The 23,038-nt window shown below is 75.8% G+C and carries 22 protein-coding genes; 12 read left to right on the top strand and 10 right to left on the bottom strand.

What is annotated here, in order from left to right:
* Positions 1 to 357 precede the first annotated feature (357 nt).
* Complete coding sequence (locus ACIRS1_RS24955) at positions 358 to 753, top strand: hypothetical protein (protein WP_402843546.1); 396 nt, start codon at positions 358 to 360, stop codon at positions 751 to 753.
* 208 nt (positions 754 to 961) lie between these two features.
* Here ACIRS1_RS24955 and ACIRS1_RS24950 read toward each other — a convergent pair whose 3' ends face one another.
* Positions 962 to 2,602 (bottom strand): SpoIIE family protein phosphatase, encoded by a 1,641-nt coding sequence (locus tag ACIRS1_RS24950; protein WP_402843544.1) that lies wholly within the window; start codon positions 2,600 to 2,602, stop codon positions 962 to 964.
* A gap of 288 nt (positions 2,603 to 2,890) precedes the next feature.
* Between ACIRS1_RS24950 and ACIRS1_RS24945 the strand changes: the two genes are divergently transcribed.
* The 3 genes from ACIRS1_RS24945 (at position 2,891) to ACIRS1_RS24935 (ending at position 6,116) form a co-directional block, all read left to right on the top strand.
* A complete protein-coding gene (locus tag ACIRS1_RS24945) occupies positions 2,891 to 3,745 on the top strand; it encodes an SDR family oxidoreductase (RefSeq protein WP_402843541.1) in 855 nt (284 codons plus the stop codon).
* Between the two features lie 307 nt (positions 3,746 to 4,052).
* Positions 4,053 to 5,261: an ROK family protein gene (locus ACIRS1_RS24940; protein ID WP_402843539.1), complete on the top strand. Its 1,209-nt coding sequence runs from the start codon at positions 4,053 to 4,055 to the stop codon at positions 5,259 to 5,261.
* Positions 5,262 to 5,561: 300 nt separating this feature from the next.
* Complete coding sequence (locus ACIRS1_RS24935) at positions 5,562 to 6,116, top strand: hypothetical protein (protein WP_402843536.1); 555 nt, start codon at positions 5,562 to 5,564, stop codon at positions 6,114 to 6,116.
* 75 nt (positions 6,117 to 6,191) lie between these two features.
* On the opposite strand, the gene ACIRS1_RS24930 is transcribed toward ACIRS1_RS24935, so the two are convergent.
* The 6 genes from ACIRS1_RS24930 to ACIRS1_RS24905 all read right to left on the bottom strand — a co-directional run bounded on the left by ACIRS1_RS24930 (position 6,192) and on the right by ACIRS1_RS24905 (position 11,627).
* Complete coding sequence (locus ACIRS1_RS24930) at positions 6,192 to 6,812, bottom strand: hypothetical protein (RefSeq protein ID WP_402843534.1); 621 nt, start codon at positions 6,810 to 6,812, stop codon at positions 6,192 to 6,194.
* Positions 6,813 to 7,137: 325 nt separating this feature from the next.
* Positions 7,138 to 7,584, bottom strand: coding sequence for a GFA family protein (locus ACIRS1_RS24925; RefSeq protein WP_402843531.1), 447 nt, complete (start codon positions 7,582 to 7,584; stop codon positions 7,138 to 7,140).
* 127 nt (positions 7,585 to 7,711) lie between these two features.
* Complete coding sequence (locus tag ACIRS1_RS24920; RefSeq protein ID WP_402843528.1) at positions 7,712 to 8,371, bottom strand: transcriptional regulator; 660 nt, start codon at positions 8,369 to 8,371, stop codon at positions 7,712 to 7,714.
* A gap of 118 nt (positions 8,372 to 8,489) precedes the next feature.
* The gene (locus ACIRS1_RS24915) at positions 8,490 to 8,891 is read right to left on the bottom strand and encodes a hypothetical protein (RefSeq protein WP_402843525.1); all 402 of its coding nucleotides are present in this window, start codon (positions 8,889 to 8,891) and stop codon (positions 8,490 to 8,492) included.
* 171 nt (positions 8,892 to 9,062) lie between these two features.
* Positions 9,063 to 9,947 (bottom strand): ketopantoate reductase family protein, encoded by an 885-nt coding sequence (locus ACIRS1_RS24910; RefSeq protein WP_402843522.1) that lies wholly within the window; start codon positions 9,945 to 9,947, stop codon positions 9,063 to 9,065.
* Positions 9,948 to 10,148: 201 nt separating this feature from the next.
* Positions 10,149 to 11,627, bottom strand: coding sequence for an FAD-dependent monooxygenase (locus ACIRS1_RS24905; protein WP_402843520.1), 1,479 nt, complete (start codon positions 11,625 to 11,627; stop codon positions 10,149 to 10,151).
* 109 nt (positions 11,628 to 11,736) lie between these two features.
* Between ACIRS1_RS24905 and ACIRS1_RS24900 the strand changes: the two genes are divergently transcribed.
* The 5 genes from ACIRS1_RS24900 (at position 11,737) to ACIRS1_RS24880 (ending at position 16,766) form a co-directional block, all read left to right on the top strand.
* On the top strand, positions 11,737 to 12,372 hold the full coding sequence (locus ACIRS1_RS24900; protein ID WP_360206013.1) for a TetR family transcriptional regulator: 636 nt from the start codon (positions 11,737 to 11,739) through the stop codon (positions 12,370 to 12,372).
* 187 nt (positions 12,373 to 12,559) lie between these two features.
* Positions 12,560 to 13,078, top strand: coding sequence for a universal stress protein (locus tag ACIRS1_RS24895; protein WP_360206011.1), 519 nt, complete (start codon positions 12,560 to 12,562; stop codon positions 13,076 to 13,078).
* A gap of 148 nt (positions 13,079 to 13,226) precedes the next feature.
* Positions 13,227 to 13,991 carry an ABC transporter ATP-binding protein gene (locus tag ACIRS1_RS24890; protein ID WP_402843769.1) on the top strand — a complete coding sequence of 255 codons (765 nt, stop codon included), beginning with the start codon at positions 13,227 to 13,229 and terminating at the stop codon, positions 13,989 to 13,991.
* A 5-nt stretch (positions 13,992 to 13,996) separates the two neighbouring features.
* Positions 13,997 to 15,385 (top strand): FtsX-like permease family protein, encoded by a 1,389-nt coding sequence (locus ACIRS1_RS24885; protein WP_402843517.1) that lies wholly within the window; start codon positions 13,997 to 13,999, stop codon positions 15,383 to 15,385.
* A gap of 73 nt (positions 15,386 to 15,458) precedes the next feature.
* Entirely contained in the window at positions 15,459 to 16,766 is a 1,308-nt protein-coding gene (locus ACIRS1_RS24880; RefSeq protein ID WP_402843514.1) for a sensor histidine kinase, read from the top strand.
* A 101-nt stretch (positions 16,767 to 16,867) separates the two neighbouring features.
* Here ACIRS1_RS24880 and ACIRS1_RS24875 read toward each other — a convergent pair whose 3' ends face one another.
* From ACIRS1_RS24875 to ACIRS1_RS24865, 3 genes are all read right to left on the bottom strand, one after another.
* On the bottom strand, positions 16,868 to 17,533 hold the full coding sequence (locus ACIRS1_RS24875) for a response regulator (RefSeq protein ID WP_402843512.1): 666 nt from the start codon (positions 17,531 to 17,533) through the stop codon (positions 16,868 to 16,870).
* A 95-nt stretch (positions 17,534 to 17,628) separates the two neighbouring features.
* A complete protein-coding gene (locus tag ACIRS1_RS24870; RefSeq protein WP_402843509.1) occupies positions 17,629 to 18,159 on the bottom strand; it encodes a DUF5959 family protein in 531 nt (176 codons plus the stop codon).
* Between the two features lie 242 nt (positions 18,160 to 18,401).
* The gene (locus ACIRS1_RS24865) at positions 18,402 to 19,421 is read right to left on the bottom strand and encodes a ScbA/BarX family gamma-butyrolactone biosynthesis protein (RefSeq protein WP_402843506.1); all 1,020 of its coding nucleotides are present in this window, start codon (positions 19,419 to 19,421) and stop codon (positions 18,402 to 18,404) included.
* Positions 19,422 to 19,851: 430 nt separating this feature from the next.
* On the opposite strand from ACIRS1_RS24865, the gene ACIRS1_RS24860 reads away from it, so the two are divergent.
* From ACIRS1_RS24860 to ACIRS1_RS24850, 3 genes are all read left to right on the top strand, one after another.
* Complete coding sequence (locus tag ACIRS1_RS24860; protein ID WP_360205993.1) at positions 19,852 to 20,538, top strand: ScbR family autoregulator-binding transcription factor; 687 nt, start codon at positions 19,852 to 19,854, stop codon at positions 20,536 to 20,538.
* 275 nt (positions 20,539 to 20,813) lie between these two features.
* On the top strand, positions 20,814 to 21,695 hold the full coding sequence (locus ACIRS1_RS24855; RefSeq protein ID WP_402843503.1) for a BTAD domain-containing putative transcriptional regulator: 882 nt from the start codon (positions 20,814 to 20,816) through the stop codon (positions 21,693 to 21,695).
* 193 nt (positions 21,696 to 21,888) lie between these two features.
* The gene (locus ACIRS1_RS24850; protein ID WP_402843501.1) at positions 21,889 to 23,013 is read left to right on the top strand and encodes a PP2C family protein-serine/threonine phosphatase; all 1,125 of its coding nucleotides are present in this window, start codon (positions 21,889 to 21,891) and stop codon (positions 23,011 to 23,013) included.
* Positions 23,014 to 23,038 lie beyond the last annotated feature (25 nt).

Raw genomic sequence — 23,038 nt, 5'->3', positions numbered from 1 at the left:
GCTCGCGGGGCGGGCCGCCGGGGGGCCCTCGGTGGACCGGCGGGGTGGCGGCGGGCCGTCGCCGGAGCGGCGCGGTGGGCTGTCGGTGGCCCGGCGCGGCGATTTTTCGGCTTCGCGGGAACCCCTGCGACCAGCCACGTCGTCATCCTCCACAGTTGCCACGAGACCCCCGTCGGAGCGGCGGGCGTTCGTGGCCGGGGCCGGAGCCGATCCGGGCAGGCCCGTCGCTAAACTTTTACACCGCTGTAGAACTTCAGTGGAGCATACTAGGCGCAGATGAGAAAACCACCTGGTCAGACCAACGGATTCGGTCGGCCGGGCTCCTCCGCGCTGCTCGGAACACGTACGAGGAGCACGATGACTCACCGGATCGCACGTTCGATAGTCGGCGCCCTGGTGGCACTGCTGGCCGCCGCCGGCCTCACCGCCGCGGCGTCGAGCGCGACGGCGGTGGCCGCACCCCGGGCCGTCGTGGCCACCGCCCCCGGCCAGGCGCCCGTCGCACCGGCGGCGGGCCGGGCGGCCCCCGCCGCGCCCGCGGCCCCCGCCGTCCAGGCCGTGGCCGCCGGTGCCCGCAGCGTTCAGGCCGCGCCGGTGGCGCACCTCGCCGCCAAGGACAAGAAGAAGTCCGGCTTCTTCGCCAAGCTCGGCAAGTTCCTGATCGTCGTGGTGATCCTGATCATCCTCTTCCTCGTCCTGCTGATCGTCGGCATCGTCTACGCCGCCAAGCGGATCTTCGGCCGTCGCAAGTGACGTGCAGGTGCGTCGACTGGTGCGCCGACCGGTGCGCAGACCTCACGGCGCGACGGCGCGCTCCCGCGTCGAGACGTCGACGCGCTGAGTCGTCGATGCGCTGATGCGTCGACGGTTCGACAGGCCGACGCGCTGACACCCCCACCGCCCCGGTGCCGCTCTGGCGGCGCCGGGGCGGTCCGCGTCCCGGCGCCGCCCCCGGGCGGAGTCAGCGGGGCCTGGGCCGGGCGGCGAGGAGGGCGATGTCGTCCTCGGCGTTGCCGCCCGGGGCGCCGGTGGCGGGGGGCGCGAGGGCCTGCAGGACGGCGTCGAGGAGGTCGTCGAGGTCGCCGGCGGCGGGGAGGCGGAGGGCGGCGAGGCGTTCGAGCGACGTGTCGATGTCCTCGTCGCGGCGTTCCACCAGGCCGTCCGTGTAGAGGAGCAGGGTCTGGTCGGCGGTGAGCGGGTGGGTGGTCTGCTCGTAGCCGCCCAGGCCGGTGCCGAGCGGCGGGCCGGTCGGGACCTCCAGCAGTTCGGTGGGGCGGTCGGGCGTGATCAGGGCGGGCGGGAGGTGGCCGGCGCTGGAGAGCGTCCAGCGGCCGCGGCCCGGGTCGGCGAGGACCAGCAGGCAGGTGGCCGGCCGGGCGCTCTCGATGGCGGAGATGACGGTGTCGAGCTGGCGCAGGATCCGGTGCGGGGGGAGGTCCATCCCGGCGACGTCGCGCAGCGTGGAGCGGTAGTGGCTCATGTCGACGGCGGCCTCGACGCCGTGCCCCATGACGTCGCCCATCGCGAGCAGGGTGCGGCCGAACGGCAGCCGGACCGTCTCGTACCAGTCGCCGCCGACCACCGAGCTGCTGCCGGAGGGCAGGTAGCGGGAGGCGAGGCCCAGGTTCTGGTGGGGGTTGCCGGGCTCGCTGAGCAGGGCCCGCTGGAGTTCCAGGGCGATGCCCTGGGAGCGGGTGTAGCGGCGGGCGTTGTCGATCCCGGTGGCGGCGCGGGCGGCGAGGTCGCCGAGCAGCGCGGCCTCGTCCGGGGTGTAGGCCGGCCCGGCCGCGGTGCGGCCGAGGGTGAGCAGGCCGATGAGGCGGCCGCGGGCGGACAGCGGGAGGACGAGCAGCGAGCCGATCCCGGCCGGGGCGGGATCGGCGGGCCCGGCCTCGGTGAGGACGGCGATGCCGCCGGCGAGGCTGCGGGCGGCCGCCGAGCCCTCCGGCTGGCGGACCGACTCGCCGGGCCCGGCGAGGTCGGCGAGGGCGGGGCCCAGCGCCGGGACGGACTGGACGGCCGCCCGGTGGAGGCGCCGCGGGACGCCGTGGCCGGGGCGGGCGGGTTCCGCGTCGGGCGGCAGGACGTCGACGGTGGCGAGGTCGGCGAAGGCGGGCACCGCGAACGCGGCGAGTTCGGCGCAGGTGGCGCCGACGTCGAGGGTGGCGCCGATGCGTTCGGCGGCCGCGTCGAGCAGGGCGAGCCGGGCGCGGGCCCGTTCGAGCTCGCGCAGCTGCTCGCGGGCCGGGTCCGGGTCGTCGAGGACGACGACCACGACGCCGGTGGTCCGCCCGGCGCGTTCGAGCGCCCGGTAGCGCACCCGCAGGCCGGGCGGTACGGGGGAGCCGGGTCCGTCGGGGCCGCCGGTGGCGTGTTCGCGGTCCCGTCCGTCGGTGAGGACGCCGTGCAGGGCCGCGGCGGCCGGGCCGAAGGGGGTGGCGCCGGCGGGGCGGCCCAGCAGGTCGGCGCGGCGCAGGCCGGTGACGGCGGTGAAGGCGGCGTTGAGGTACTGCCAGCGCAGCTCGTCGTCGAGCAGGGCGACGCCGATCGGGGCGGTGGCGAGGAGGTCGCGGAGGAGGTCCGGGCTGTCGCTGTCGGTCATCGCGCCGTGGCTCGCCGCGAGCGCCGCCGCTGCCGTGAGTGACCGGGTGTCCGGTGTCGCGGACTGGGCGCCTTCTGCTCGGTCGCCGTGCCGGGACTGCATACGCCCATGATCACGCGCCGGGGCGCGCCACGCCCACAAGAGGGTGAAACCTTGACCGCCCGGGGCCGTCGCGGTAAAGGGCGACACAGGTGTTTGCGTGTGCGCGCACACAAATGTAGAGTGCGTGCACACGCACACATCCCTGCCGGGGGCGACGCACCCCGGGCTGCCCGAGGAGAGACCCGCATGGACACCGCCGCCGCCACCCCGATCGTCCTCATCACCGGCACCTCCTCCGGGATCGGCCTCGCCGCCGCCGTGGCCGCCGCCCGGGCCGGCTACGGCGTCGTCGCCACCATGCGCGACACCGCGCGGGCCGAGGCGCTGCGCCACGCCGCCGTCGAGGCCGGCGTCGGCGAGCGGATCGAGATCGAGCGGCTGGACGTCACCGACCCGGCGTCCGTCGCCACCTGCCTGGAGACCGTCCTCGCCCGGCACGGCCGGCTGGACGCGGTGGTCAACAACGCGGGCGCCGGATACGTCGGCACCATCGAGCAGGACGGCATGGCGCCCGTGCGGTCCACCATGGAGGTGAACTTCTTCGGCGTCGTCGAGGTCACCCGGGCCGCCCTGCCGCACCTGCGGGCCACCGGCGGCCGGGTGATCACGGTGACCAGCGTCGGCGGCGTGGTCGGGCAGCCCTTCAACGAGGCGTACTGCGCGGCCAAGTTCGCCGTCGAGGGCTTCATGGAGGCGTTCGCCCCCGTCGCCGCGACCGTCGGCGTGCACGTCACCGTCGTCGAACCGGGCGCGGTGGCCAGCGAGTTCATCGGCAACCAGGCCATCGACCTGCCCGCACTGCTCGCCGCGGCCGGTCCGTACGCCCCGGCCCTGCAGGCGTACGTCGACCGGACCATGAAGGCCTTCGGCCAGGCCCAGACCCCGGAGGAGGCGGCCGAGCCGATCGTCGCCGCGCTGACTGCCGAGCGGCCCCCGGCGCGGGTGCAGACCTCCGAGCGGGCCCGCGCCTTCGTAGGTGCCAAGCTCGCCGACCTGGACGGCTCGGCGGTGCAGACGATGACGGGCGGCTGGGTGGCCTGACGGCCGGTCGGGACGGTGGAGCCGGGCCGTGGCGGGCGGGGCCCGGCCCGGCGGCAGGCGCTTCCGTGGCGGGTGCGGGGCCGGCCCGGCCGGGCGCGGTCGGACCGGGTCGCGCGTCGTCGCGCCCGTCCGGCCGCCGGGCCCGCGGCGGGCGACGTCCGGTATCCGGGGCGAGAACGGAATGATCACCGGTCATACTTGGGCGGCGGCTCCCGACACCGGGCGCCGGGGGCGGTGCCGGGCGCGGCCCCGCCCGCCCCACCCGCAGTCCGGCCCACCCGCCGGTCCGTTCACCCCGGAGGAACCGATGAGCCGCCACCTGCCGACCCACCGCCCGGCGGCCGGGGCCCCGGCGGTGCCGTGGAACCGGCAGCGGCTGCGCAGCAACAACGAGTGGCTGCTGCTCGAACTGCTGCGCACCGGAGGAGGCTCCTCCCGCGCCCAACTCGCCCGGGACACCGGGCTGTCCAAACCCACCGTGTCCGCCGCCCTGGCCACCCTGGAACTGGCCGGACTGGTCCGCGAGGCCGGCCGCCTGGCCCCCGAGCGCGGCCGCACCGCGGTGCTGTACGAGGTTGACCCGACCGCCGGGCACGTGCTCGGCGTCGACATCGGCCGGGCTCGGCTCAGGGTCGCCGTCGCCGACCTCGCCGGGACGGTCGTCGCCCGCCGGGACGTCGCCAACCGCGGCCGCTCGGCGAACGCCGTCGCCGACGCCGTGGTCGCCGCCGCCCACGAGGCCACCGCCGAGGCGGGGCTGGACCCCGCCGACATCGTGCACGCGGTGATCGGCACCCCCGGCGTGTGGGACGAGCAGCGGCGCGGCGTCCGCTACGCCACCAGCCTGCCCGGGTGGGGCCGACCGGGGCTGTTCGACCGGATCGGGGAGGGCCTCGGCGCGGCCGTCACCGTCGCCAACGACGCCAACCTCGCCGCGCTCGGCGAGTACACCCTGGGCGCCGGCCGGGGCAGCCGGATGTTCGCCTACCTGCTGGTCGGCACCGGCCTCGGCGTGGGTGTCGTCAAGGACGGCGAGCCGCTGCTCGGCGCGCACGGCGCCCTGGGCGAGATCGGCCTGGTGCCGCTGCCCGAGCGGTCCGGCGAACCCGCCGCGACGATCGAGCAGCAGGCCGCCGCCGACGCCGTGGTGCGCACCGCCGCGGAGCTCGGGCTGGACGGCGCGCGCACCGCCAAGCAGGTGTTCGAGCTGGCCCGGGCCGGCGACCCGGCGGCGCTGCGGGCGGTCGACCACGAGGCCGGGCAACTCGCCTACGCCGTGGCCGTGCTGTCCGCCGTGCTGGACCCCGACCTGGTCGTCCTCGGCGGGGGCATCGGCAGCAGCGCCGACCTCCTCCTGGAGCCGCTGGAACGCGCCCTGCACCGGATCACCCCGATGCGTCCGATGCTCGCGCCCAGCCTGCTCGGGGAGGAGGCGGTGCTCCTGGGTGCCGTCGCGACCGCCCTGGACACGGCCCGCCCCGAGGTGTTCGAACGCCGCACGTCCGGCCTGCCGTAGGGGGAGGGGTGGATCTGCCGTAGGGACCGGCCCGCCATAGGGGCCGACCGGGCGTAGGGACCGACCGGGCCGCCCCGGGGATGGTGACGGCGGATCGGGCGGGGTGACGGCGGGCCGGACGGTGGGCGCTGGTGGGCGCGGTCGCCGCGGAGGCGCAGGGTGACGATGGCCCCTGGGCGGTGACACCGGGTAGCGGGAACATCTCGATCTGCCAACGAGTGGAGGATCCGTGCGCAGGAGGTGTGCGGGCTCTGCTTGAATCACGCACCTCATCCCAACGGAACGGAGCGTGCTCCACCCATGCCCTCACGCATATCCGGGCGCCGGCGCGCCGGCCTGGCCGGATTCGCCGGACTCGTCCTCACCGTCGGCCTGGCGCTGACGGGTTGCGACCCGTCGGCCACCGACGGCACCACCGCGCCGCCCTCGCCGAAGGCCGCCGTGACCACGGCGACCACGCCGCCCGCCGTCCCGACCACGCCGCCCGCCGCGCCGACGAGCCCCGCGGCGGTGCCGCCCGTCGCGCCCCCGACCAGTGCCGCCCCGACCGCGCCGGACCCGGCCCCGACCAGGACCGCCGCCCCGCCGTCGGCCGTGCCCAGCGTCCACGCCTCGGCGCCCGCGCCCAAGGCACCGCAGCCGAAGGTCACCACGGCGCAGCCGCCGACGGACCCGGAGCCGCAGCAGACCTCCGCGGCCGGCGCCACCGGGTGCGAGATCCGCTCGAACGCCGGGAACTGCTACGCGGCGGGGCAGTTCTGCCGTGAGGCCGACCTCGGTCGGAGCACCCATGACGCCAACGGCCGGATGATCTACTGCCGGATGGTGAGCGGCAAGCCGCACTGGCAGGCCTGAGCCTGCCGGGGGCCGGGTCCTCGCCCGGCCCCCACCACCCTCCGCCCGCCCCGGGCCCACGGCCGGTAGCGGCGATCAGACGACCGACCGGCGGCCCTGCTCGAAGAAGGCCAACACGTCGTCCACGCCGCCGAGCTCGCGGATCGTGGCCACCGCACCGAACGGCGCGTTCCAGTACTCACCCTGCTGCCGGGTGTGCGGGCCGACGTAGGCGTACGGCTCCGCCTGGAAGCCATCGCCGGGGGAGACCCCGTAGTTGACCGCGTCCACCGTCACGCCGATGTCGAAGTGCTCGGGCCAGATCACCGGATCCGCCCCGGGAAACATCCGGCGCAGCGCGGCGTCGCCGACCGCGAAACCCTGCGCGATCCGGTGCGCCGACTGCGGATCGGCCTGGATCACGTCCTCGGGGCCGACACCGGATCCGTCCTGGTAGAGCCCCGCGGGTGCACCGGCCGTGACCCCGATCGCAGCCGCCAGCGCGGCGCAGGTGGTCCGCTCGAGGAACAGGCGCTGCCCGGGCGCCACCAGATCCGCGCCGACGACCTGGACCTTCGGCTCGGCCCGGGTGGCGAAACCTCCGAGGGAGGCGCGCAGCCTGATCGTGCCACTCGTCCGGAACTGCGGTCCGGCGAGGACCAGCTCCGCGACCGCGTGCAGGGCACGGCGGGTGCGTACAAGCAATTCGATGTCCATGCGGGCATGCTCTCCCACGGAGGCGCCCGGCTCCCGCATCCGGCGCGGTCCCACCGCTCACACGCCGGATCACGACCCAGCCGGCCGTCGGCGCCGACCCGGACGCAGGCGGCGGTGGTCCCACCGAGTACGGTGATGCCGGGTCTGCCCGGCGCACGGTCGAGGTCGAGGGCGGCGCTGATCGGCGCGAGGTGGGTGAACACCCGGGGGAAGCCGCCGAGCTGCTCGCCCGTCGGGCGGGACGAACTCGGCCATCGGCGTCAGCAGCGCCGAGGCGTCCAGCTCATCGCCGTCCAGAGCCTGGGCGAACGCCCCCGGCGCAGGATCAGACGGACGTCGACGGGTCGCCGGTGCGGTGTGGGGCGGGCGCGAGCCAGGGGGCGGCTTCGGGCAGGCGGTTCGGGTTGAGCGGTACGTGGGCGGGGTCGTCCCGGTAGCCGTCGAGTGCGGTGACGAGGATGCCGACGAGGGCGGTGTCGCCGTGGTCGAGAGCGGCGATGTGGCTGCCGCAGACGGGGCAGAAGCCGCGCCTGGTCCTTCCGGCGTGGGTGTCGTACCAGGTGGGCTCGCCGTGGCCGCCCGTCCAGGACAGGCCGGCCAGCGGGAAGCCGGTCCACCACTGGAACGGGCTCCCGGCGCGGTGGGAACAGTGGGCGCAGCCGCAGATGTGCGGGTCTTCGGGCTCGCCGGTCACGGTGAACCGGATCGCTCCGCACAGGCAGCCGCCGGAACGGCGCTGGGTGCGGGCGGGGTGAACGGGGAGGTGGGGCACGGGGGTTCCTCCGGCGTGGTCAGTGGGGTGCGTCCGGCTGCCGGCGGGCCCGGACGCCCGGTCGGGGTGCGTGGGCGCCGGGCTCGGTGGCGGGGTCCGGACCGGTCGTCGGCCGCGGCGGAGTGCCCTACGGTCGGGGCCGGTCGAGGGTGTCCCAGAACAGGTGCTCGTAGGCCTGCAGGAGCAGGGCGTGCTCGCGGGCCGCGGCGAGGGCCGGCCGGTCCAATGTGTCCGGGCCGAGGGCTTCGGCGGCCTGCTGCTCCAGTGCGGTGGCGGGCTGGGCGAAGAAGTCGAAGAAGGCGCAGGCCTGGTCGGAGAAGCCGTAGTGGCGCCGCAGTGCCCGGGCGACGGTGGCGCAGTAGCCGCCCCAGGCGGCGAAGTTGGCGACCAGTGCGGTGGCCGTGGCGGCGGGATCGCCGTTCAGGGCGAGCCAGGCGAGGTAGGCCGGGTAGGCCTGGCAGCCGGCCAGTGGGGGGCGGGCCGGGAGTTCCGCGGGCGCGAGGCCGCAGGCGGCGGCGAGGTCGGGCAGGGTGCGCAGGGCGGCGCTCTCGCCCTCGGCGAGGGTGGCGAACCAGGCGCCGAGCGGCCGGTCGGCGCACCGGGTGGCGAGGAGCAGCAGGCTGCGCCGGTCCGAGGTGATGATCCGCTGCTGCTGGGCGGCGAGTTCGGCCAGGGCGCCGAGCGGGGCGGTGCCGTCGGCGAGTGCCGTGACGAGTGCGGGGGTCGCGTCGCCGGGGGCCAGCTCGGCGCGCAGGTCACTGATCCGGTCGCGGATCGGGTCGTTCACCGGTGCCTCCGGGGTGCGGTGCGGGTCCGGTGCCCATTCCTACCGTGCGGTGGGGTGCCCGCCGTGGCGACAGGCCGGGGCGGGCGGAGGTGGTCGTCCGCCCGCCCCGGTGGGTCGGTCAGGAGCCGGCGCAGGCCTTGGTCACGTCGCCGGCGGCGTCGGTGATCGCCCCGAGGTCGGGCACCTTGCCGTTGGAGACGGCGTTCTGGGCGTTGTCGACGGCCTTGGTCAGCTTGTCGGCGGCCTTGTCGATCTTGTCCCCGCTGTTGTGGTCGCGCAGGCTCCTGATGTCGTCGCCGACCTTCTTCAGCGCGTCGGCGGTGTGCTTGCGGCGCTCCTGGTCGCTGAGCTGCCCGACGTTGACGGCCGAGGACGCGAGGTCCTGGACGTCTCCGGCCAGGCTGACGGCCCGTGATCCGCAGTCGAGCGCCTGGTCGACGTCCTTGCAGGCGCTGAGCAGCGGGGCGGCGGCCAGCAGCGCGAGCGCGGCGGCGGCCATTCGGTACGGTTTCCTTGTCATGTCTGTATCCCTCCCGTCGGGATCAACGCCGGATCGGCGACCGGCGGTTCCGCCCCGGCGGGTGAATCATGGGTGAACCTTGACCGTCGGCACGGTCGACGAACTGATGGATCGTCATCCCTGCTGGTCAGGAGGGTGGTTCACGGGGCGGTGGTTCACGGGAGGGCGGGGTCAGGAGAGTTCGCGGACCAGTCGGGTGAGGGTCGGGGTCGCGACCCCGTGCGCGGCGGCGGCCCGCAGGACGGCGCCGCCGACGGCGTCCAGCTCGATCGGCCGGCCGGCCTCCGCGTCCCGCTGCATCGAGGACTTCATCGGCCCGGGCACCCGGTCGAAGGCGGAGAGCAGGGCGTCGGCGTCGACCGGTGCGCCGGCCGCGGCGGAGACGGCGGCGATCTCCGTGACGGCGGCGGCGAGTTCGCCCCGGTGCTCGGTGCGGACCACGCCGATCTCGGCGGCGTGTCGGGTGGTGAGCAGGGCGAACGGGGCGAGGAAGGAGAGCTTGCTCCAGAGCATCGCCGTCTCGTCCTCGCGGAGCGTGACGTCGAGGCCGGTGTGCCGCAGCGGCTCGGCCAACCCGGTGTCGGGCGCGGCCAGTTCGACGGCGGCGAAGGGGCTGCTGTGCTCGATCCGGCCGGGGGCGGTCCGGGTGGCCTCGATCCGGATCGTGCCGGCCACGACCCGCCCGTCCGGGTAGTGCCGGCGCAGCACCTCGACGTGTTCCAGCCCGTTGAGCAGGGGCACCACGAGGGCGTCGCCGAGCACCTGCGCCGGCACCCGGTCGAGCGCGGCCTCCAGCGCGGTCTCCTTGACGGTCACGAACAGGGCGTCGACGGGCTCGCGCAGCTCGGTGGCGGCCTCGACCCGGGCGGTGAACGTGCCGAACCGCCCGCTGCGGACGTGCAGTCCGTCCCGCTGCAGCACGGTGGCGGTCGCCTCGCCGGCGAGGCAGACGACCCGGTGGCCGTCCCGTGCGAGCAGGCCGGCCAGCAGGCCGCCGACACCGCCCGGTCCGAGGACGGCGGTGCGCAGCGGCGGGGTCGTGGGGGTGGTCGTCATGTCGATCTCCTGGGGCGTGGGGTCGGATCGCCGGCCGGCCGCGGCCGGCCGGAGGGACGGGCTCACCGGACCATGATCCCCCGGGCCGGTCCGGGGCCTTCCTCCGGGTCCGCGGCGCCGGAGCAGGAGGTCGGCCCGGCCGATGTCCCGCTCCGTGACGTCCCTTCCCCTGCGCTGCGGTGTCCCGCGGGCCGCCGGGGCCTACCGCAGGGCAGCGAGGTAGTCGAGGACCTCCTCGCGGGCGTCGGCCGGGGCCGTGAGAGCGATGTGGTTGTCGGGCCGGACGAGGACGAGGGCGTCGCCGGTGATCCCGTAGTCCCGGCGGGTGGTGCCGTCCGGGTCGTCGAGCAGGACCGGTCGCACGTGGTCGGGCAGGCCGGTGAGGGCGGAGGCGGCGGCCGCGCCGACGCCGAGCAGGGTGAAGTGGTCGCCGGCGAAGTGGTCGAAGAGGCGGCCCGGCCGGCCGTCGAGGCCGGTGCAGACCGCGTCGGGCGCCCGGTCGCCGGCGCGCACCGGGCCCGCGAGGCGGTCGACGGCGAGCCGGCTCCACGGGTAGCCGAGGGAGAGGCCGGTGAAGTCGCCCACCCGGCCCGCCTCGACGCCGACGCCGGGGGTGTTGATCCCCTCGGAGACGGCGTCCATGCCGGCGGTGCTGACCTCCAGCGTCCAGGCGGCTATCGGCAGCCGTTCCTCCTGGTAGGTGTCCAGCAGGGCCGGAGCGGCCAGGCCGCGCAGCACGTACCCGAGCTTCCAGGCGAGGTTCCAGGCGTCCTGGATGCCGGTGTTCATGCCGAGCCCGCCCGCGGTGGGGTGGACGTGGGCGCAGTCGCCGGCGAGGAAGACCCGGCCGGTGCGGTAGCTCTCGGCCCTGCGGACGTTGACCCGCCAGGTGGAGAGCCAGGTGGCGTCGGAGAGCTTGAGGTCCGCGCGGCCGGTGTGCAGGGCGGCCAGCCGCTGGAAGCTCTCCAGGGACGGGGCGATCGCCCGGCCCTCGGCGTCCGTCTCGGGGCTGGACTGCAGCTGCCAGCGCCGGGTGCCCTCGAAGGGGCAGAGCATGAACACGCCCTGCGGCCCGAACCACTGGTGCCAGGCGCCCCCCTCCAGGCCGTCGACCTCGACGTCGCCGCAGACCATCATCGGCTCCGGGTCGCCGACGCCGATGAAGGCCGTGCCGAGCAGCTTGCGCACGGTGGAGCGGCCCCCGTCGCAGGCGACCAGGTACTCGGCGGCGATCGTCCGGCCGTCCGCGAGGCGCGCCCGCACGCCGCCGTCGTCCTGGCTAAGGTCGACGAGCTCGGTGCCGAGCTCGACCGCCCCGCCGAGTTCGGCCAGCAGCTCGCGCAGCAGGCGCTCGACCCGGGTCTGCGGCAGCCAGATGCTCGCCGGGTGGGGGACGGCGGCGGTGGGCCCCGCGTCGGCGAAGGGCTCGGTCTCGTTGACGAACTCGCCGGCGTAGTACTTGCGGAACGGCAGGTGGGTGCGGCCCGCGGCGGCCAGCCGCCGGCCCAGGCCGAGGTCGGCGAGGACCTCGATGCTGCGGGGGTTGAGCGTCTTGCCGCGCGAGCCGGTGTGGAACGCGTCGGCCTTCTCGATCACCCGGACCGCGACTCCCTGGCGCGCCAGCCCGCACGCCAGCGTCAGTCCGGTCGGCCCCGCTCCCACGATCAGCACGGTGGTCATGTCTGTTCGTCCTCCGGTCGTCGCTGTGCTCCGTCGATGGACTCCATGGAACAGCAACCGAGTAACAAAAGCAACCGAGTAACAAACGTTTCCCGGTTATGATCGGCGCATGAGTACGAGCGAGTCCGAGACGGGCCTGCGGGCCCTCAAGAAGCAGCGCACCCGGCGCGCCATCGCCGAGGTCGCCATCGCCCTGTTCCTGGAGCGGGGCTTCGACCAGGTCTCGGTGGCCGAGATCGCCGCCGCCGCCGAGGTGTCCAAGCCCACCCTCTTCCGCTACTTCGGGAGCAAGGAGGAGCTGGTCCTGCACCGCTTCGCCGACCACCTCGGCGAGGCCGGCCGGGTCGTGCGGGACCGCGCGGCCGGCCTCAGCCCGCTGGAGGCGCTGGAGCGCCACCACCTGGACGGCCTCGCGGCCCGCGACCCCAACACCGGGCTGACCGACCACCCCGAGGTGCTCGCCTTCCTCCGCCTGGTCTACGAGACGCCGAGCCTCTCCGCGGCGCTGCTCGACTACGTCGCCGCCGACACCCGCGCGCTCGCCGAGGCGCTGGACCCGGACGGGAGCACGGCCGCCCGGCTGGTCGCCGCCCAGTACTCGGCGGTCCGCCAGGTGCTGGCTCACGCGGCCTGGTCCCGGCTCGCGGCGGGGGAGGGCGTCGAAGAGGTCGGCCGGGTGGCCGTCGCGGAGACGGTCGAGGCGTTCGCCCTGTTGCGCGGGGGTGCGGCCGTTCGCGGCTTCTGAGTCGGGGTCCCGGGGTGCGGGGTCCGGCTCCCGGGCCCGGTTCCGGGGATCCGGGGGAGGGGTGGGTCGGCACTTCGGGCGATGCAAGGTCGAAAACGTCCTCAGCCTTGGATTTGCAGGCTGCGCGTGAAGTGTGCCAATCTATTCGCAGACATTGGCTGAGTTGGACACCTGAAAGCGAAGGATCATGTCGGACGGCGCACGCGTCATCGTCGGAGTCAGCGGCTCGCTGCACAGCCTCACCGCCCTGCACCGCGCGGCGGAGGAGGCCAGGGCCCGGCAGGCCGTCCTCGTCCCGGTGTTCGCCTGGACCCCGGTCGGCGGCGAGCGCAACTACCGCGCCCAGCCGTGCCCGCCGCTGCTGCGCGCCTGGGAGGAGGCGGCCCGCACCCGCCTGGACCGCGCGCTCGACCAGGCCTTCGGCGGCCTGCCGGTCGGCGTCCGGGTGGAGCCGCTGGTGCTGCGCGGCGAGGCCGGCCCGACCCTGACCGCGCTCGCCGACCGCCCGGACGACCTGCTGGTGATCAGCACCGGCCGGCAGGGCGCCGCTCGGGGCACGCTGCGCCGGCTGCTGCGCGGATCGGTCACCCGCCACTGCCTGAGCCGGGCGCGCTGCAGCGTGCTCGCCGTGCCGCCGTCCACGCTCCACGCCGACCTGCGCGCCCTGCACCGCGGCATCGACCTGCGCGAGCTCATCGCGGCCTGAGGCGCGGCCCGAGGCGGCCGAGGCACCGCGCGCGGCACCGCCCGGAGCCGCCGGGCCACCCGGGGTTCGGTTTCCCGAACCCCGGATCCGGGGGTCGGCCCCATCGATCCCCCCGCCCCGAATGCCCAGGATGAAGGGCATGAACGGAATGACGACAGCCGCCGTCGGGGCGGCACGGGACGGGGCCGCGGACGCGGCACTGACCGGTGAGGGGCTGCACCGGGAGTACGGCCGCGGCGCGGCCGCGGTGAGGGCGCTGCGCGGGGTCACGGTGGCCTTCGCGCCGGGCACGTTCACGGCCGTGATGGGCCCCTCCGGCTCCGGCAAGACGACCCTGCTGCACTGCCTCGCCGGCATGGACCGCCCCACCCGGGGCTCCGTCCGGTGGGGTGCGGCGGAGGTGTCGGGGCTCCCCGAGCGGCGGCTCGCCGCGCTGCGCCGCACCCGGGTCGGCTTCGTGTTCCAGGCCTTCAACCTGATGCCCGCGATGACCGTCGCGCAGAACGTGGCACTGCCCGGGCGGCTCGCCGGGGCCCCGCCGGAGCGGGCCCGGGTGCTGGAGGCGCTCGCCCGGGTCGGGCTGGCCGGGCGCGAACGGCACCGGCCCGGGCAGCTTTCCGGCGGGCAGCAGCAGCGGGTCGCGATCGCCCGGGCCCTGGTCACCGGGCCCGCCGTGCTGTTCGCCGACGAGCCCACCGGCGCGCTCGACCGGGCGACCGGCCACGACGTCCTCGACCTGCTGCGCGCCGGCGTGGACGAGGACGGGCGCACCTGCGTGATGGTCACCCACGACCCGGTGGCCGCCGGCTACGCGGACCGGGTGCTGCTGCTGGCCGACGGACTGCTCGTCGACGAACTCGACCGGCCGAGTCCCGGACGGGTCGCCGAGCGGCTCGCCCGGCTGGGCGGGTGAGCGCGATGGGTACCGTCCTGCCCCTGGCCGTCGGTCAGATCCGGCGCCGGCCGGCCTCGTTCGTCGGGCTGGCGGTGGCGCTGCTGCTGGCGGTGGCCACCCTGACGCTGTTCGGCTCGCTGGTCGCCGCACAGGCCGCCGCCCCGCCCGCGGTCTCCCGGGCACCCGTCGACGGCCCGGGCGTGATGCTGATCGCCGGGGCGTTCGGCGAGATCGCCGTGCTGGTCGCCCTGTTCGTCGTGGTCAACGCGCTGGGCTTCACCGTCCGTCAGCAGTTCCGCGACCTCGCCCTGCTGCGCACCGTCGCGGCCACTCCGCGGCAGGTGCGCCGGCTGCTGCGGGCGCAGGTCACGGCGACGGTCCTGCTGGTCGCGGCACCCGGGTGGGCGGTCGGCGCCCTCGCCGCGCGGGGCTTCCTCAGCGCACTCCAGCGGCGCGGGATGGCCGCACCCGGCCTGCGGATCCCCGGCGCGCCGGTCGCGATGGCGGTCGCGCTGGGCATCGCGCTGCTGGTCGGCCTGGCCGCCACCGCGCTCGGGGCCCGGCGGATCACCCGCCCCACCCCGGCCGCGGCGCTGACCGCCGACACGGCCGGGCAGCGGCGCACGGGCGTGCTGCGGCTGCTCGCCGGGGTGGCCGTGCTCGGGGGCGGGGCACTGCTGCTGAGGCTCGCGGCCACCAGGGCCCCCGGGGAGGTGGACAAGGCGGGGCAGGCGACGATGCTCGGCGCGCTGGTGCTGCTCGTCGGGCTGGCCCTGCTCGGGCCGCTCGCCGCCCGGGTCCTGGCCACCGCGCTCGGGGCGCCGGTGCGGGTGCTCGCCCCGCGGGTGGGCTGGCTGGCCGACGCCAACCTGCGCGGCTACGCGGCCCGGTCGTCCTCCGCGGTGGTGCCGGTCGCGCTCCTGGTCGGGCTGTCGGGCACCATGCTGATCATGACGAGCACCGCGGAGCGGGCGGCCGGGGCGGCCGGGATCGCCACCGGCGTCACCCGGGCCACGGACGTCTGGCTGCGCGGGGCGGAACTGGGCATGCTGGTCTGCTTCGCCGCGGTGTCGACCGTCAACACGCTGGTCGCGCTGACGGCCGACCGGCGCCGCGAGTTCGCTCTGCTGCGGCTGGTCGGGGCGACCAGGCGCCAGCTGCTGCGGATGCTGGCCGTCGAGGCGGTCCTGACCACCGTGGTGGGTGTGCTGCTCGGCTCGGCGGTGGCGGCCACCGCCGCGGGCGCCTTCGCCCGCTCGGTGACCGGCTCGGTGGTGCCGGCGGTGCCGGTCGCGGCCTGCGCCTGGGTCCTCGCGGGCGCGGCGGCGCTGACCGTCCCGGGGATCCTGGGCACCGGCCTGCGCGCCGTCGGCGGCCGGGTGCCGGAGGCGGTCGGCGGTGAGCGGGAGTGAGTGAGGGCGGGCGGCGCGGCGGGTCGGCTCGCCGATGGTGGGCCGAGGAAGCGGTGAGGAGTGGTGAGGCGCGGTGAGGTGGCTGGTGGCCGAACGACGGCGGTACCTGTCGGCGCGGGGCGGGGACGTGGCGTTCGCGCTGCTCGGGCTGCCGATCGGGGTGCTGGGCGGGGTGTACGCCGTCGCCGTCCTCTACGCGGGCGCGCTGCTCTCGCTCACCGTGGTCGGGCTGCCGTTCGTGGTCGTGGCGCTGCTCGGCGCGCGCGGGCTGGGCGGGCTGCACCGGCGGCTGGTCGGGCGCCTGCTCGCCGAGCGGGTGCCCGCCCCGGGGGCACGGCCCCGGCGATCCGGGGTGTTCGCCAGGGGCGGGGCGGTGCTGGCCGATCCGGTGGCCTGGCGGGCCCTGCTCTACCTGCTGCTGCGGCTGCCGCTCGGGGTGCTCGGCTTCCTGGTGGTGGTCGGTCTGCCGCTCGCGGCCCTCTGGCTGACGGGGTTCCCGCTCTGGGTGCGGCTGCTGGAACCGGGGCCGAGGGCGGTGGACCTCCTGGACGTGGCGGCGGTGCCGGTCGGGCTCGCGGTGCTGGCCGCGGCGCCGGCCGCACTGCGCGGCGTGAGCGCCGCCGATCGTGGTCTGGCCCGGCTGCTGCTCGGCCCGGTGCGCTCGCAGCAACGGGTGGGCGAGCTGAGGGCCGCCCGGGCCACCCTGCTGGCGGAGAACGCGGACCGCTTGCGCCGCCTCGAGCGTGACCTGCACGACGGCACCCAGGCCCAGCTGGTCGCGCTCGCCATCACCCTCTCGCTCGCCGACGACGCCCTGGGCGCGGCGGCCCCGGGCACCGGCGCGGCGGGTGACGGCCTCACCGGCGTCCCGGACGGGATCACCGGGACCGCCGGGGCCGGGGTGCCGGACGCCGCCCGGTTGCGAACGCTGGTCGACCGGGCCCGCCGCCAGACCGACGACACCATCGGCGGTCTGCGCCGGCTCACCCGGGGCATCCACCCGGTAGCGCTGGACGGCGGCCTCGCGGAGGCCCTGCCCGGTCTGACCGCCACGTCGCCGGTGCCGGTCACCGTACGGCTGGACCTGCGGGAGCGGCCCGACGAGGCGATCGAACAGGCCGTCTACTTCTGCGCCGCCGAGCTGCTGACGAACGTGGCCAAGCACAGCGGCGCGACGGCGGCGGAGCTGACGGCGGGCTCGACCGGCGGGCGGGTCCGGCTGTCGGTGCACGACGACGGCCGCGGGGGCGCCGCGCCGACGGCCGGCTCGGGGCTGGCCGGCCTCGCGGAGCGGCTCTCGGCGGTGGACGGCGTGCTGCGCGTGGACAGCCCGCCGGGCGGCCCGACGACCGTCACCGCCGAACTGCCCGTCCGTCTGTGACGAACCCGTGTCGGTGACGGACCCGCACCCGTGGTGAACGCGCATCCGCGACGGACCCGCACCCGTGGTGCGTGCCGGACCACGCCCCGCGCCGGACGCCCTCAGCCGCCGCTCTCGGCGAGGTAGGTCAGGACGGCCTTGACCCGGCGGTTGTCGGCGTCGGTGGCCGGCAGGTCGAACTTGGTGAACACGGCGGCCACGTGCTTCTCCACCGCCCGCTCCGAGACCACCAGCAGGCCGGCGATCGAGCGGTTGGAGTGGCCCTGCGCCATCAGTTCCAGCACCTGGCGCTCGCGCGGCGTGAGCGCGTCCACCCGGCTGCGCCGCCCGCCGTGCAGCAGCCCGTTGACGATCTCCGGGTCGAGCGCCGTGCCGCCGGCGGCGACCCGCTGCAGGGCGGAGACGAACTCCGAGGTGCGGGCGACGCGTTCCTTGAGCAGGTAGCCGATGCCGGAGGCTCCACCGGCGAGCAGCCGGGCCGCCCACGCGGTCTCGACGTGCTGGGAGAAGACCAGGATCCCGACCTCGGGCGCGGCCGTGCGGATCTCGACGGCGGCGCGGATGCCCTCGTCGGTGTGGGTGGGGGGCATCCGGATGTCGACCACGGCGACGTCGGGCCGGTGCCCGGTGACGGCGGCGAGGAGGTCGGGCGCCGTCCCGGCGGTGGCGACCACGGCACAGCCGCGTGCGGTGAGGAGTTCGACCATTCCGTCCCGGAGGATCACGGAGTCCTCGGCGAGCACGACGCGGAGCTGCTTGTCGATCATGACGCCATTATCGGGGGCGGGCGAGGCCGTCACCCGCCCGTCCCCGCCACCGGTGGTTGACGGTCGGTCAGTACGTGTCGATCAGTGCTTGTCGGTCAGTGTGTGTCGGCCCGCCGCCCGCGCCAGGCCCGCACGCCGGGGGCGACCTCGACCACCTCCGAGGGGTAGGCCTCCCGGACGCTCTCCAGCAGGGCGTGCTGCTCGTCCAGCCAGCCGGGGGCGGGCGACAGGACGACCCGGAGGGTGACACCGGACTCCTCGGCGTCGGAGACCGTCACCCAGACGCCGCCGGGCCGGCCGGGCTCGATGCGCAGCTCCGGTCCGTGTTCCTCGTCCAGCCAGCGCACTGCCTCGCCCCGGGCGAGGCGTTCCAGCGATGCTTCCCAGTGCAGGAGTTGACGTCGCGTCACCAGTGTGACGAAGTGCCCGCGGGCGGCGTCGGCGGTCACGGTGATCTCGCAGTCCAGCCAGTCGTGGCCGAGCAGCGAGCCGGGGGCGTGCCGCCCCAGTACCCGGACCCGTACGCTCCGGCCGCCGGTGCGCCCCTCCCTGCCGGGGGCGTCGTCGGTGCCCGGCCGGTTGGCCAGTCTGATCAACTCGTTCTGCTGCGAAGCGACTTCACGCACTGTCTACTCCCGGTAACAGTGGATCCAAGGGCTGACATCCTCGCGCAGGCGTTCGCCCGGTGCCAGTCCGTGGCGGGGGTTCGTCCCCGATGCGCCGACGGCCCGTCCGACCGGGGAGGTCGGACGGGCCGTCGGGGGCGCCGGAGGGGACGGACGGCCGGGCGGGCCGTCGGCGGCGCCGGGGAGGTCGGGCGGGTACGGAGCGGTCGCGGCGGGCGGTGCGCCCCTCCCGGCCGGGGTGGTCAGTGCCCGTCGGCGTGGCCGGTCAGGACCGTGGTGAAGATCGGCTCGCCGTGCTGGTAGCCGCTCACCGTCGTGGTGATGGCGTCCTGGTCGGGCCCGGGGGTGTGGCGGGCGGTGATCGTGGTGGGGGCGTCGTGCTCGGCGTACCGGTGGTAGGTGGTGGCGGCGGAGGCCGGGGTGACGGTGGTCGGTGAGACGAGCGCGTTGGCCGCCTGGCGGGCCGCCTCCAGCAGGACCATGCCGGGGATGTGGTCGTTGGCGTGGTCGAAGAGGATCGGGTGGCGCAGGTCGGGGGTGAGGTGCCACGTCGCGGGGGTGTCGGCCGGGGTCAGCACGACGTCGCAGGGGCGGAGCCGGCCGACCCGCCCGGGGGGCAGCGGCTCGGTGGTGACGGCGGGTGCCGGTGCCCGGTCGGCCTCGCGGCGGGCGCCGCGCAGCCGCCGGTAGGTGGAGTCGGGCACGGTGGTGAACCGGGCGTGGCCGGCGGCGGCCGGCTGGGGGCCGCGCCGCAGGATGGTGTTGAGGGTGAAGTCGACGGTGCTGCCGGTCCGGCGGGCCCGCGGGACCAGTCTGACCTCGATGGTGAGGTCGGTGGGCGTCGAGCCGATGAACAGGTGGCGCGGGCGGGTGGTGTAGTCGAGGTTCCACATCATGAACTTGTGGTCGAGGGGCACGCCGAACCGGGTGTGGGCGAGGTAGATGCCGGCCTGGCGGATCGTTTCGGCGGCCTGGAGCGGGTCGTGGTGGGTGCCGTCCGGGGTGCTGAAGAAGGTGTGGGCGCGCGGCCACTGGGCGCTGACCGTGAAGGTGGTCTCGTTCAACTGCTCGCTGCCGGTGAGGAAGACCTCGGCGTGGCAGGCCCGGTGGACGTACTCCTTGGCAACGGTCGTGGTCAGGCGCGGTGCCGGGGCGGTCTCGCCGGCCGGGGCGGCCGGGTCGGCGGTGAGGCCGGGCGTGCTGCCGGGGGTCGCGCCGGTGGCGCGGGCGTCGGCGGGGGCGCGGTAGGCAAGCAGAGTCATGGGAGCGCTCCGGAAGGCCGTGACGGGCGGGGTGGGCTGCTCAGGGCTCGTAAGATACGTACCTTCCGGTTTGGTTTTCAAGGCGCCCGAACGAAGGTTCGTTGGCGGCCGAGCGTGCCCGCGCGGTGGCTCGGAGTGGCGGCCGGTGGTCGCAGGCCTCGGCCGGGGGGTCGGTTCACCTGTCCTGACCTGCGGGGGAGTGGGTGTGGATCGCGTGACAGGTTCATTATCACGAAAGGGTGTTCCGGGTGAAGGGCGACCGCAAGTGAGGGGGCGTCCTCCGTCTCTGCCGTCCCGCGGAGTGGCGCCGGTCGCTTGGGAGTCCCATACCGTCCACGCGGTTTTCCCCCACCCCGGGGTGGTGGACGCGACTCCGCCTCGAGGGATCGGCGACTGACCGGCGGGTAAGATACGGGGTGTTTGGTTTTGTTTGCCGAGCGTTGCGGGCGGGGTGGTGGCGGTGGTGCGGCAGGAACGGGCGGTCCGGACGCGTCGGCTGATCCTGGAGGCGGCGGCCTCGGTCTTCGACGAGTACGGGTACGAGGGGGCGACCATCGGCGAGGTGGTCGCCCGCGCGGGCGTGACCCGCGGCGCGGTGTACTTCCACTTCGCGTCGAAGCGGGAGCTGGCCCAGGGTGTCGTCGAGGAGCAGTTCGGCAGTGACGAGATCCCCGAACGGCACTGCAAGCTGCAGGAGTTCGTCGACCTCGGCATGGTCGTGGCGCACCTGATGCCGCGCGACCCGCTGCTCAGTGCGGGGGCCCGGCTCTCGCTCGGCCAGGACGACTTCGGCGACCTCGGCGGCGGGGCCGCCCCCGGGTGGATCAGTCGGGCGGAGGCCGTGCTGGCGGCGGCGGGCGAGCGGGGCGAGCTGCTGCCGCACGTGCAGCCGGACGAGACGGCCTGGCTGGTCACCGGAGCCTGGACGGGCGTGCAGATCCAGTCCCAGAAGATGTCCGGCCGGGCGGACCTGGAGCGCCGGGTGGCGGCGCTCTACCAGCACCTGATGCCGAGCATCGCGGTGCCCGGGGTGCTGGCCACCCTCGACCTGGCGGCGGACCGCGGCGGGCGGGTGGCGGCCGAACTGGCCTCGTCTCGTGCGGGCGTCGAGGGCTGAGGCCGGCCGCCGCCCCGGCGCCTCCCGCTCGCCGCCCCGGCGACCCCGCTGCTCTCTGCGCCCCAGTCTTCCCCGCCCGCTTCGGGTGCTGTGGGGGCCGATCCTCCGTTCAAAACCAAACAGCGCGTTCGGTTTTGTATTGACAAACCGCCCGTCCTGTTTTTGGATGTGCGGCGGGTGCTCCACCCCCGCGGCCGGCCGGTCGCACGGCGGCGGAGTACCGGCCGGCCGGTGGCCGTCGGGGTCGCCGATCCGTCTGGATAGGGGTGGTCATCATGGAGATCCGGGTGCTGGGGGCCTTGGAGGTCCGGGTCTGTGGGCAGTCGGTGGTGCCGTCGGCGCCGAAACCGCGCCAGGTGCTCGCCCTGCTGGCCCTGCGGGCCGACCAGGTCGTGCCGGCGCGCGCCCTCGCCGACGAGCTGTGGTCCGGCCGGCTGCCGCGCAGTGCGCGCACCACGGTGCAGACCTACGTGCTCCAGCTGCGCGACCTCATCGACCGTGCGCTGGAACGGAGTTGCGACACCCCGGCGGGGCTGGGCGCCAAGGACGTCCTGACCACCCTGCCGGGCGGATACCGGCTGAACAGCGACGGCGGGCGGGTCGACCTCCAGGAGTTCGACCGGCTGGCCGGCGCGGGCTACCGCGCCATGGACGGCGGGGACTTCCCGCTCGCCGCCCGGCAGCTGGCGGAGGCGCTGGGCCACTGGCGCGGCCCGGCCTTCGCCGACGTCCCGCTCGGCGGTCAGCTGGGGGTGGAGGCGAAGCGGTTGGAGGAGACCCGGCTCTGTGCGCTGGACCAGCGGATCGAGGCGGACCTGCGGCTGGGCCGGCACCGGGTGCTGCTCGCCGAACTGACCGTGCTGGTGGACCGTTACCGCACCCATGAGAGCCTGCACGGGCAGTACATGATCGCCCTGCACCGCTCCGGCCGGCGCGGCGAGGCGCTGGAGGCCTACCAGCGCCTGCGCAACACCCTCGTCCGGGAACTGGGCATGGAGCCCTCCGCCGGACTGCGGCGGCTGCAGCGCTCCATCCTGCTTGCCGGCCCCGACCGCGCCGACCAGGAACGCCCCGCGGCCGTCGACGCCCCCGCGGCCCCCGTGCCCTCCCCGGACCCGGCGCCGGTCCGGGGCACCCGGCTCACCCGGGTCGGCTGACCCGGGTCGGCGGGCGCCGGGGCCCGGCCCGCCCGTCGCGTCCGCCCCCGCCGGCCGCGCCCGCCCACCCGCCCCGCCCGGCGTCACCCGGACGGCGGCCGGCCCGGCGCACGGGCCGGGCCCCGGTGCGGCACGCCCGGCGGGAATCCTCGGACAGGCCCTACGATCGGAAGGAGATCTTCCGAATGTCCGCATGGTCGCCGAGACGGAAGCCAGGTCGCCGATGGCCCCGGGCCCGAGGTCTGCGCAGTGGCCGCCGTACGTGCGGTTCGCGCCGTGGTGCCTGATCCTCGCCGGGCTGGTCTGGAACGCGCTCGACCCGGCCGACTACTGGGGCGATCCGATGCTCGCGGCCGCCGCCGTACTGGCCGGCGCGCTGCTGACGCTGCGGGACGTCCTCGCGGTGGGCGCCGCCAACGTGGCCGGCATCCTCGTGCTGGGCGTGCAGGACGGGACGATCGGCACCCGGGCGGGGTACCTGGAGCTGGCGAACACGGTGTTCGCCGCCCTGCTCGGCGTCTGGGTGAACCGCGTGGTGGACCGGTACGGGCGACGCCTGGAGCGGGTGCGCTCGGTGGCCGAGGCCGCGCAGCGGGCGGTTCTGCCGGAGCCCCCGGCACGGGTGGGGCGGCTGTCCGTCGCGGCCTGCTACCGCGCCGCCCAGACCGAGGCGCTGATCGGCGGCGACGCCTACGCGCTCCAGGAGACGGCGTTCGGCGTGCGGGTGCTGATCGCGGACGTGCGGGGCAAGGGGCTGCAGGCGGTCGGGGCGGTGTCGGTGCTGCTGGGCGCCTTCCGGGAGGACGCGCACCGCGCGCCGGACCTCGCGGCGCTGGCCGACGGCCTGGAGCGCGCGCTGGTGCGGGAGAGCGGCCTGCTGGCGGAGGAGGTGCGGCTGGAGGGGTTCATCACCGCGCTGCTGGTGGAGTTCCCGCCGGGCGGGGACGTCGTGCGCACCCTGGACTGCGGGCATCCCGGCCCCTATCTGCTGGGCGGCGGGGAGCCGATGCGCCGACTGGACGCCGCGGACCCGGGGCTGCCGCTGGGCATGGGGTCGCTGGGCGTGGCGCGCCCGGATCCGGAGGCGTGGCCGTTCCCGCGGGGCCGGACGCTGCTGCTGGTGACGGACGGGGTGACCGAGGCCCGGGACGCGGCGGGGGAGTTCTACGAGCCGCTGCACGGGCTGGGGCCGCTCGGTCCGTTCGACGGTCCGCGGGGCGTCGTCGACGCGCTGGTGGCGGATGTCGAGCGGTGGGTGGGTGGTCCGCGGGACGACGACATGGCGGTGCTGGCGGTGACCCGGCGCCGGGTGGACTGAGCGGCGCCGGGTGGACCGGGCGGTG

It is taken from the genome of Kitasatospora sp. NPDC101176, assembly GCF_044768035.1.
In the GTDB taxonomy this organism is placed as follows: Bacteria; Actinomycetota; Actinomycetes; order Streptomycetales; family Streptomycetaceae; genus Kitasatospora.
This window is presented reverse-complemented; position numbering and strand designations above follow the sequence as displayed.

Bases quoted from the DNA above. Each gene is read 5' to 3' on its own strand.
- ACIRS1_RS24950 (WP_402843544.1), bottom strand. From the start codon at position 2,602: ATGACCGACAGCGACAGCCCGGACCTCCTCCGCGACCTCCTCGCCACC.
- ACIRS1_RS24935 (WP_402843536.1), top strand. From the start codon at position 5,562: ATGCCCTCACGCATATCCGGGCGCCGGCGCGCCGGCCTGGCCGGATTC.
- ACIRS1_RS24850 (WP_402843501.1), top strand. From the start codon at position 21,889: ATGGTCGCCGAGACGGAAGCCAGGTCGCCGATGGCCCCGGGCCCGAGG.
- ACIRS1_RS24855 (WP_402843503.1), top strand. From the start codon at position 20,814: ATGGAGATCCGGGTGCTGGGGGCCTTGGAGGTCCGGGTCTGTGGGCAG.
- ACIRS1_RS24945 (WP_402843541.1), top strand. From the start codon at position 2,891: ATGGACACCGCCGCCGCCACCCCGATCGTCCTCATCACCGGCACCTCC.
- ACIRS1_RS24915 (WP_402843525.1), bottom strand. From the start codon at position 8,891: ATGACAAGGAAACCGTACCGAATGGCCGCCGCCGCGCTCGCGCTGCTG.
- ACIRS1_RS24955 (WP_402843546.1), top strand. From the start codon at position 358: ATGACTCACCGGATCGCACGTTCGATAGTCGGCGCCCTGGTGGCACTG.
- ACIRS1_RS24905 (WP_402843520.1), bottom strand. From the start codon at position 11,627: ATGACCACCGTGCTGATCGTGGGAGCGGGGCCGACCGGACTGACGCTG.
- ACIRS1_RS24895 (WP_360206011.1), top strand. From the start codon at position 12,560: ATGTCGGACGGCGCACGCGTCATCGTCGGAGTCAGCGGCTCGCTGCAC.
- ACIRS1_RS24940 (WP_402843539.1), top strand. From the start codon at position 4,053: ATGAGCCGCCACCTGCCGACCCACCGCCCGGCGGCCGGGGCCCCGGCG.
- ACIRS1_RS24890 (WP_402843769.1), top strand. From the start codon at position 13,227: ATGACGACAGCCGCCGTCGGGGCGGCACGGGACGGGGCCGCGGACGCG.
- ACIRS1_RS24930 (WP_402843534.1), bottom strand. From the start codon at position 6,812: ATGGACATCGAATTGCTTGTACGCACCCGCCGTGCCCTGCACGCGGTC.
- ACIRS1_RS24865 (WP_402843506.1), bottom strand. From the start codon at position 19,421: ATGACTCTGCTTGCCTACCGCGCCCCCGCCGACGCCCGCGCCACCGGC.
- ACIRS1_RS24875 (WP_402843512.1), bottom strand. From the start codon at position 17,533: ATGATCGACAAGCAGCTCCGCGTCGTGCTCGCCGAGGACTCCGTGATC.
- ACIRS1_RS24910 (WP_402843522.1), bottom strand. From the start codon at position 9,947: ATGACGACCACCCCCACGACCCCGCCGCTGCGCACCGCCGTCCTCGGA.
- ACIRS1_RS24885 (WP_402843517.1), top strand. From the start codon at position 13,997: ATGGGTACCGTCCTGCCCCTGGCCGTCGGTCAGATCCGGCGCCGGCCG.
- ACIRS1_RS24900 (WP_360206013.1), top strand. From the start codon at position 11,737: ATGAGTACGAGCGAGTCCGAGACGGGCCTGCGGGCCCTCAAGAAGCAG.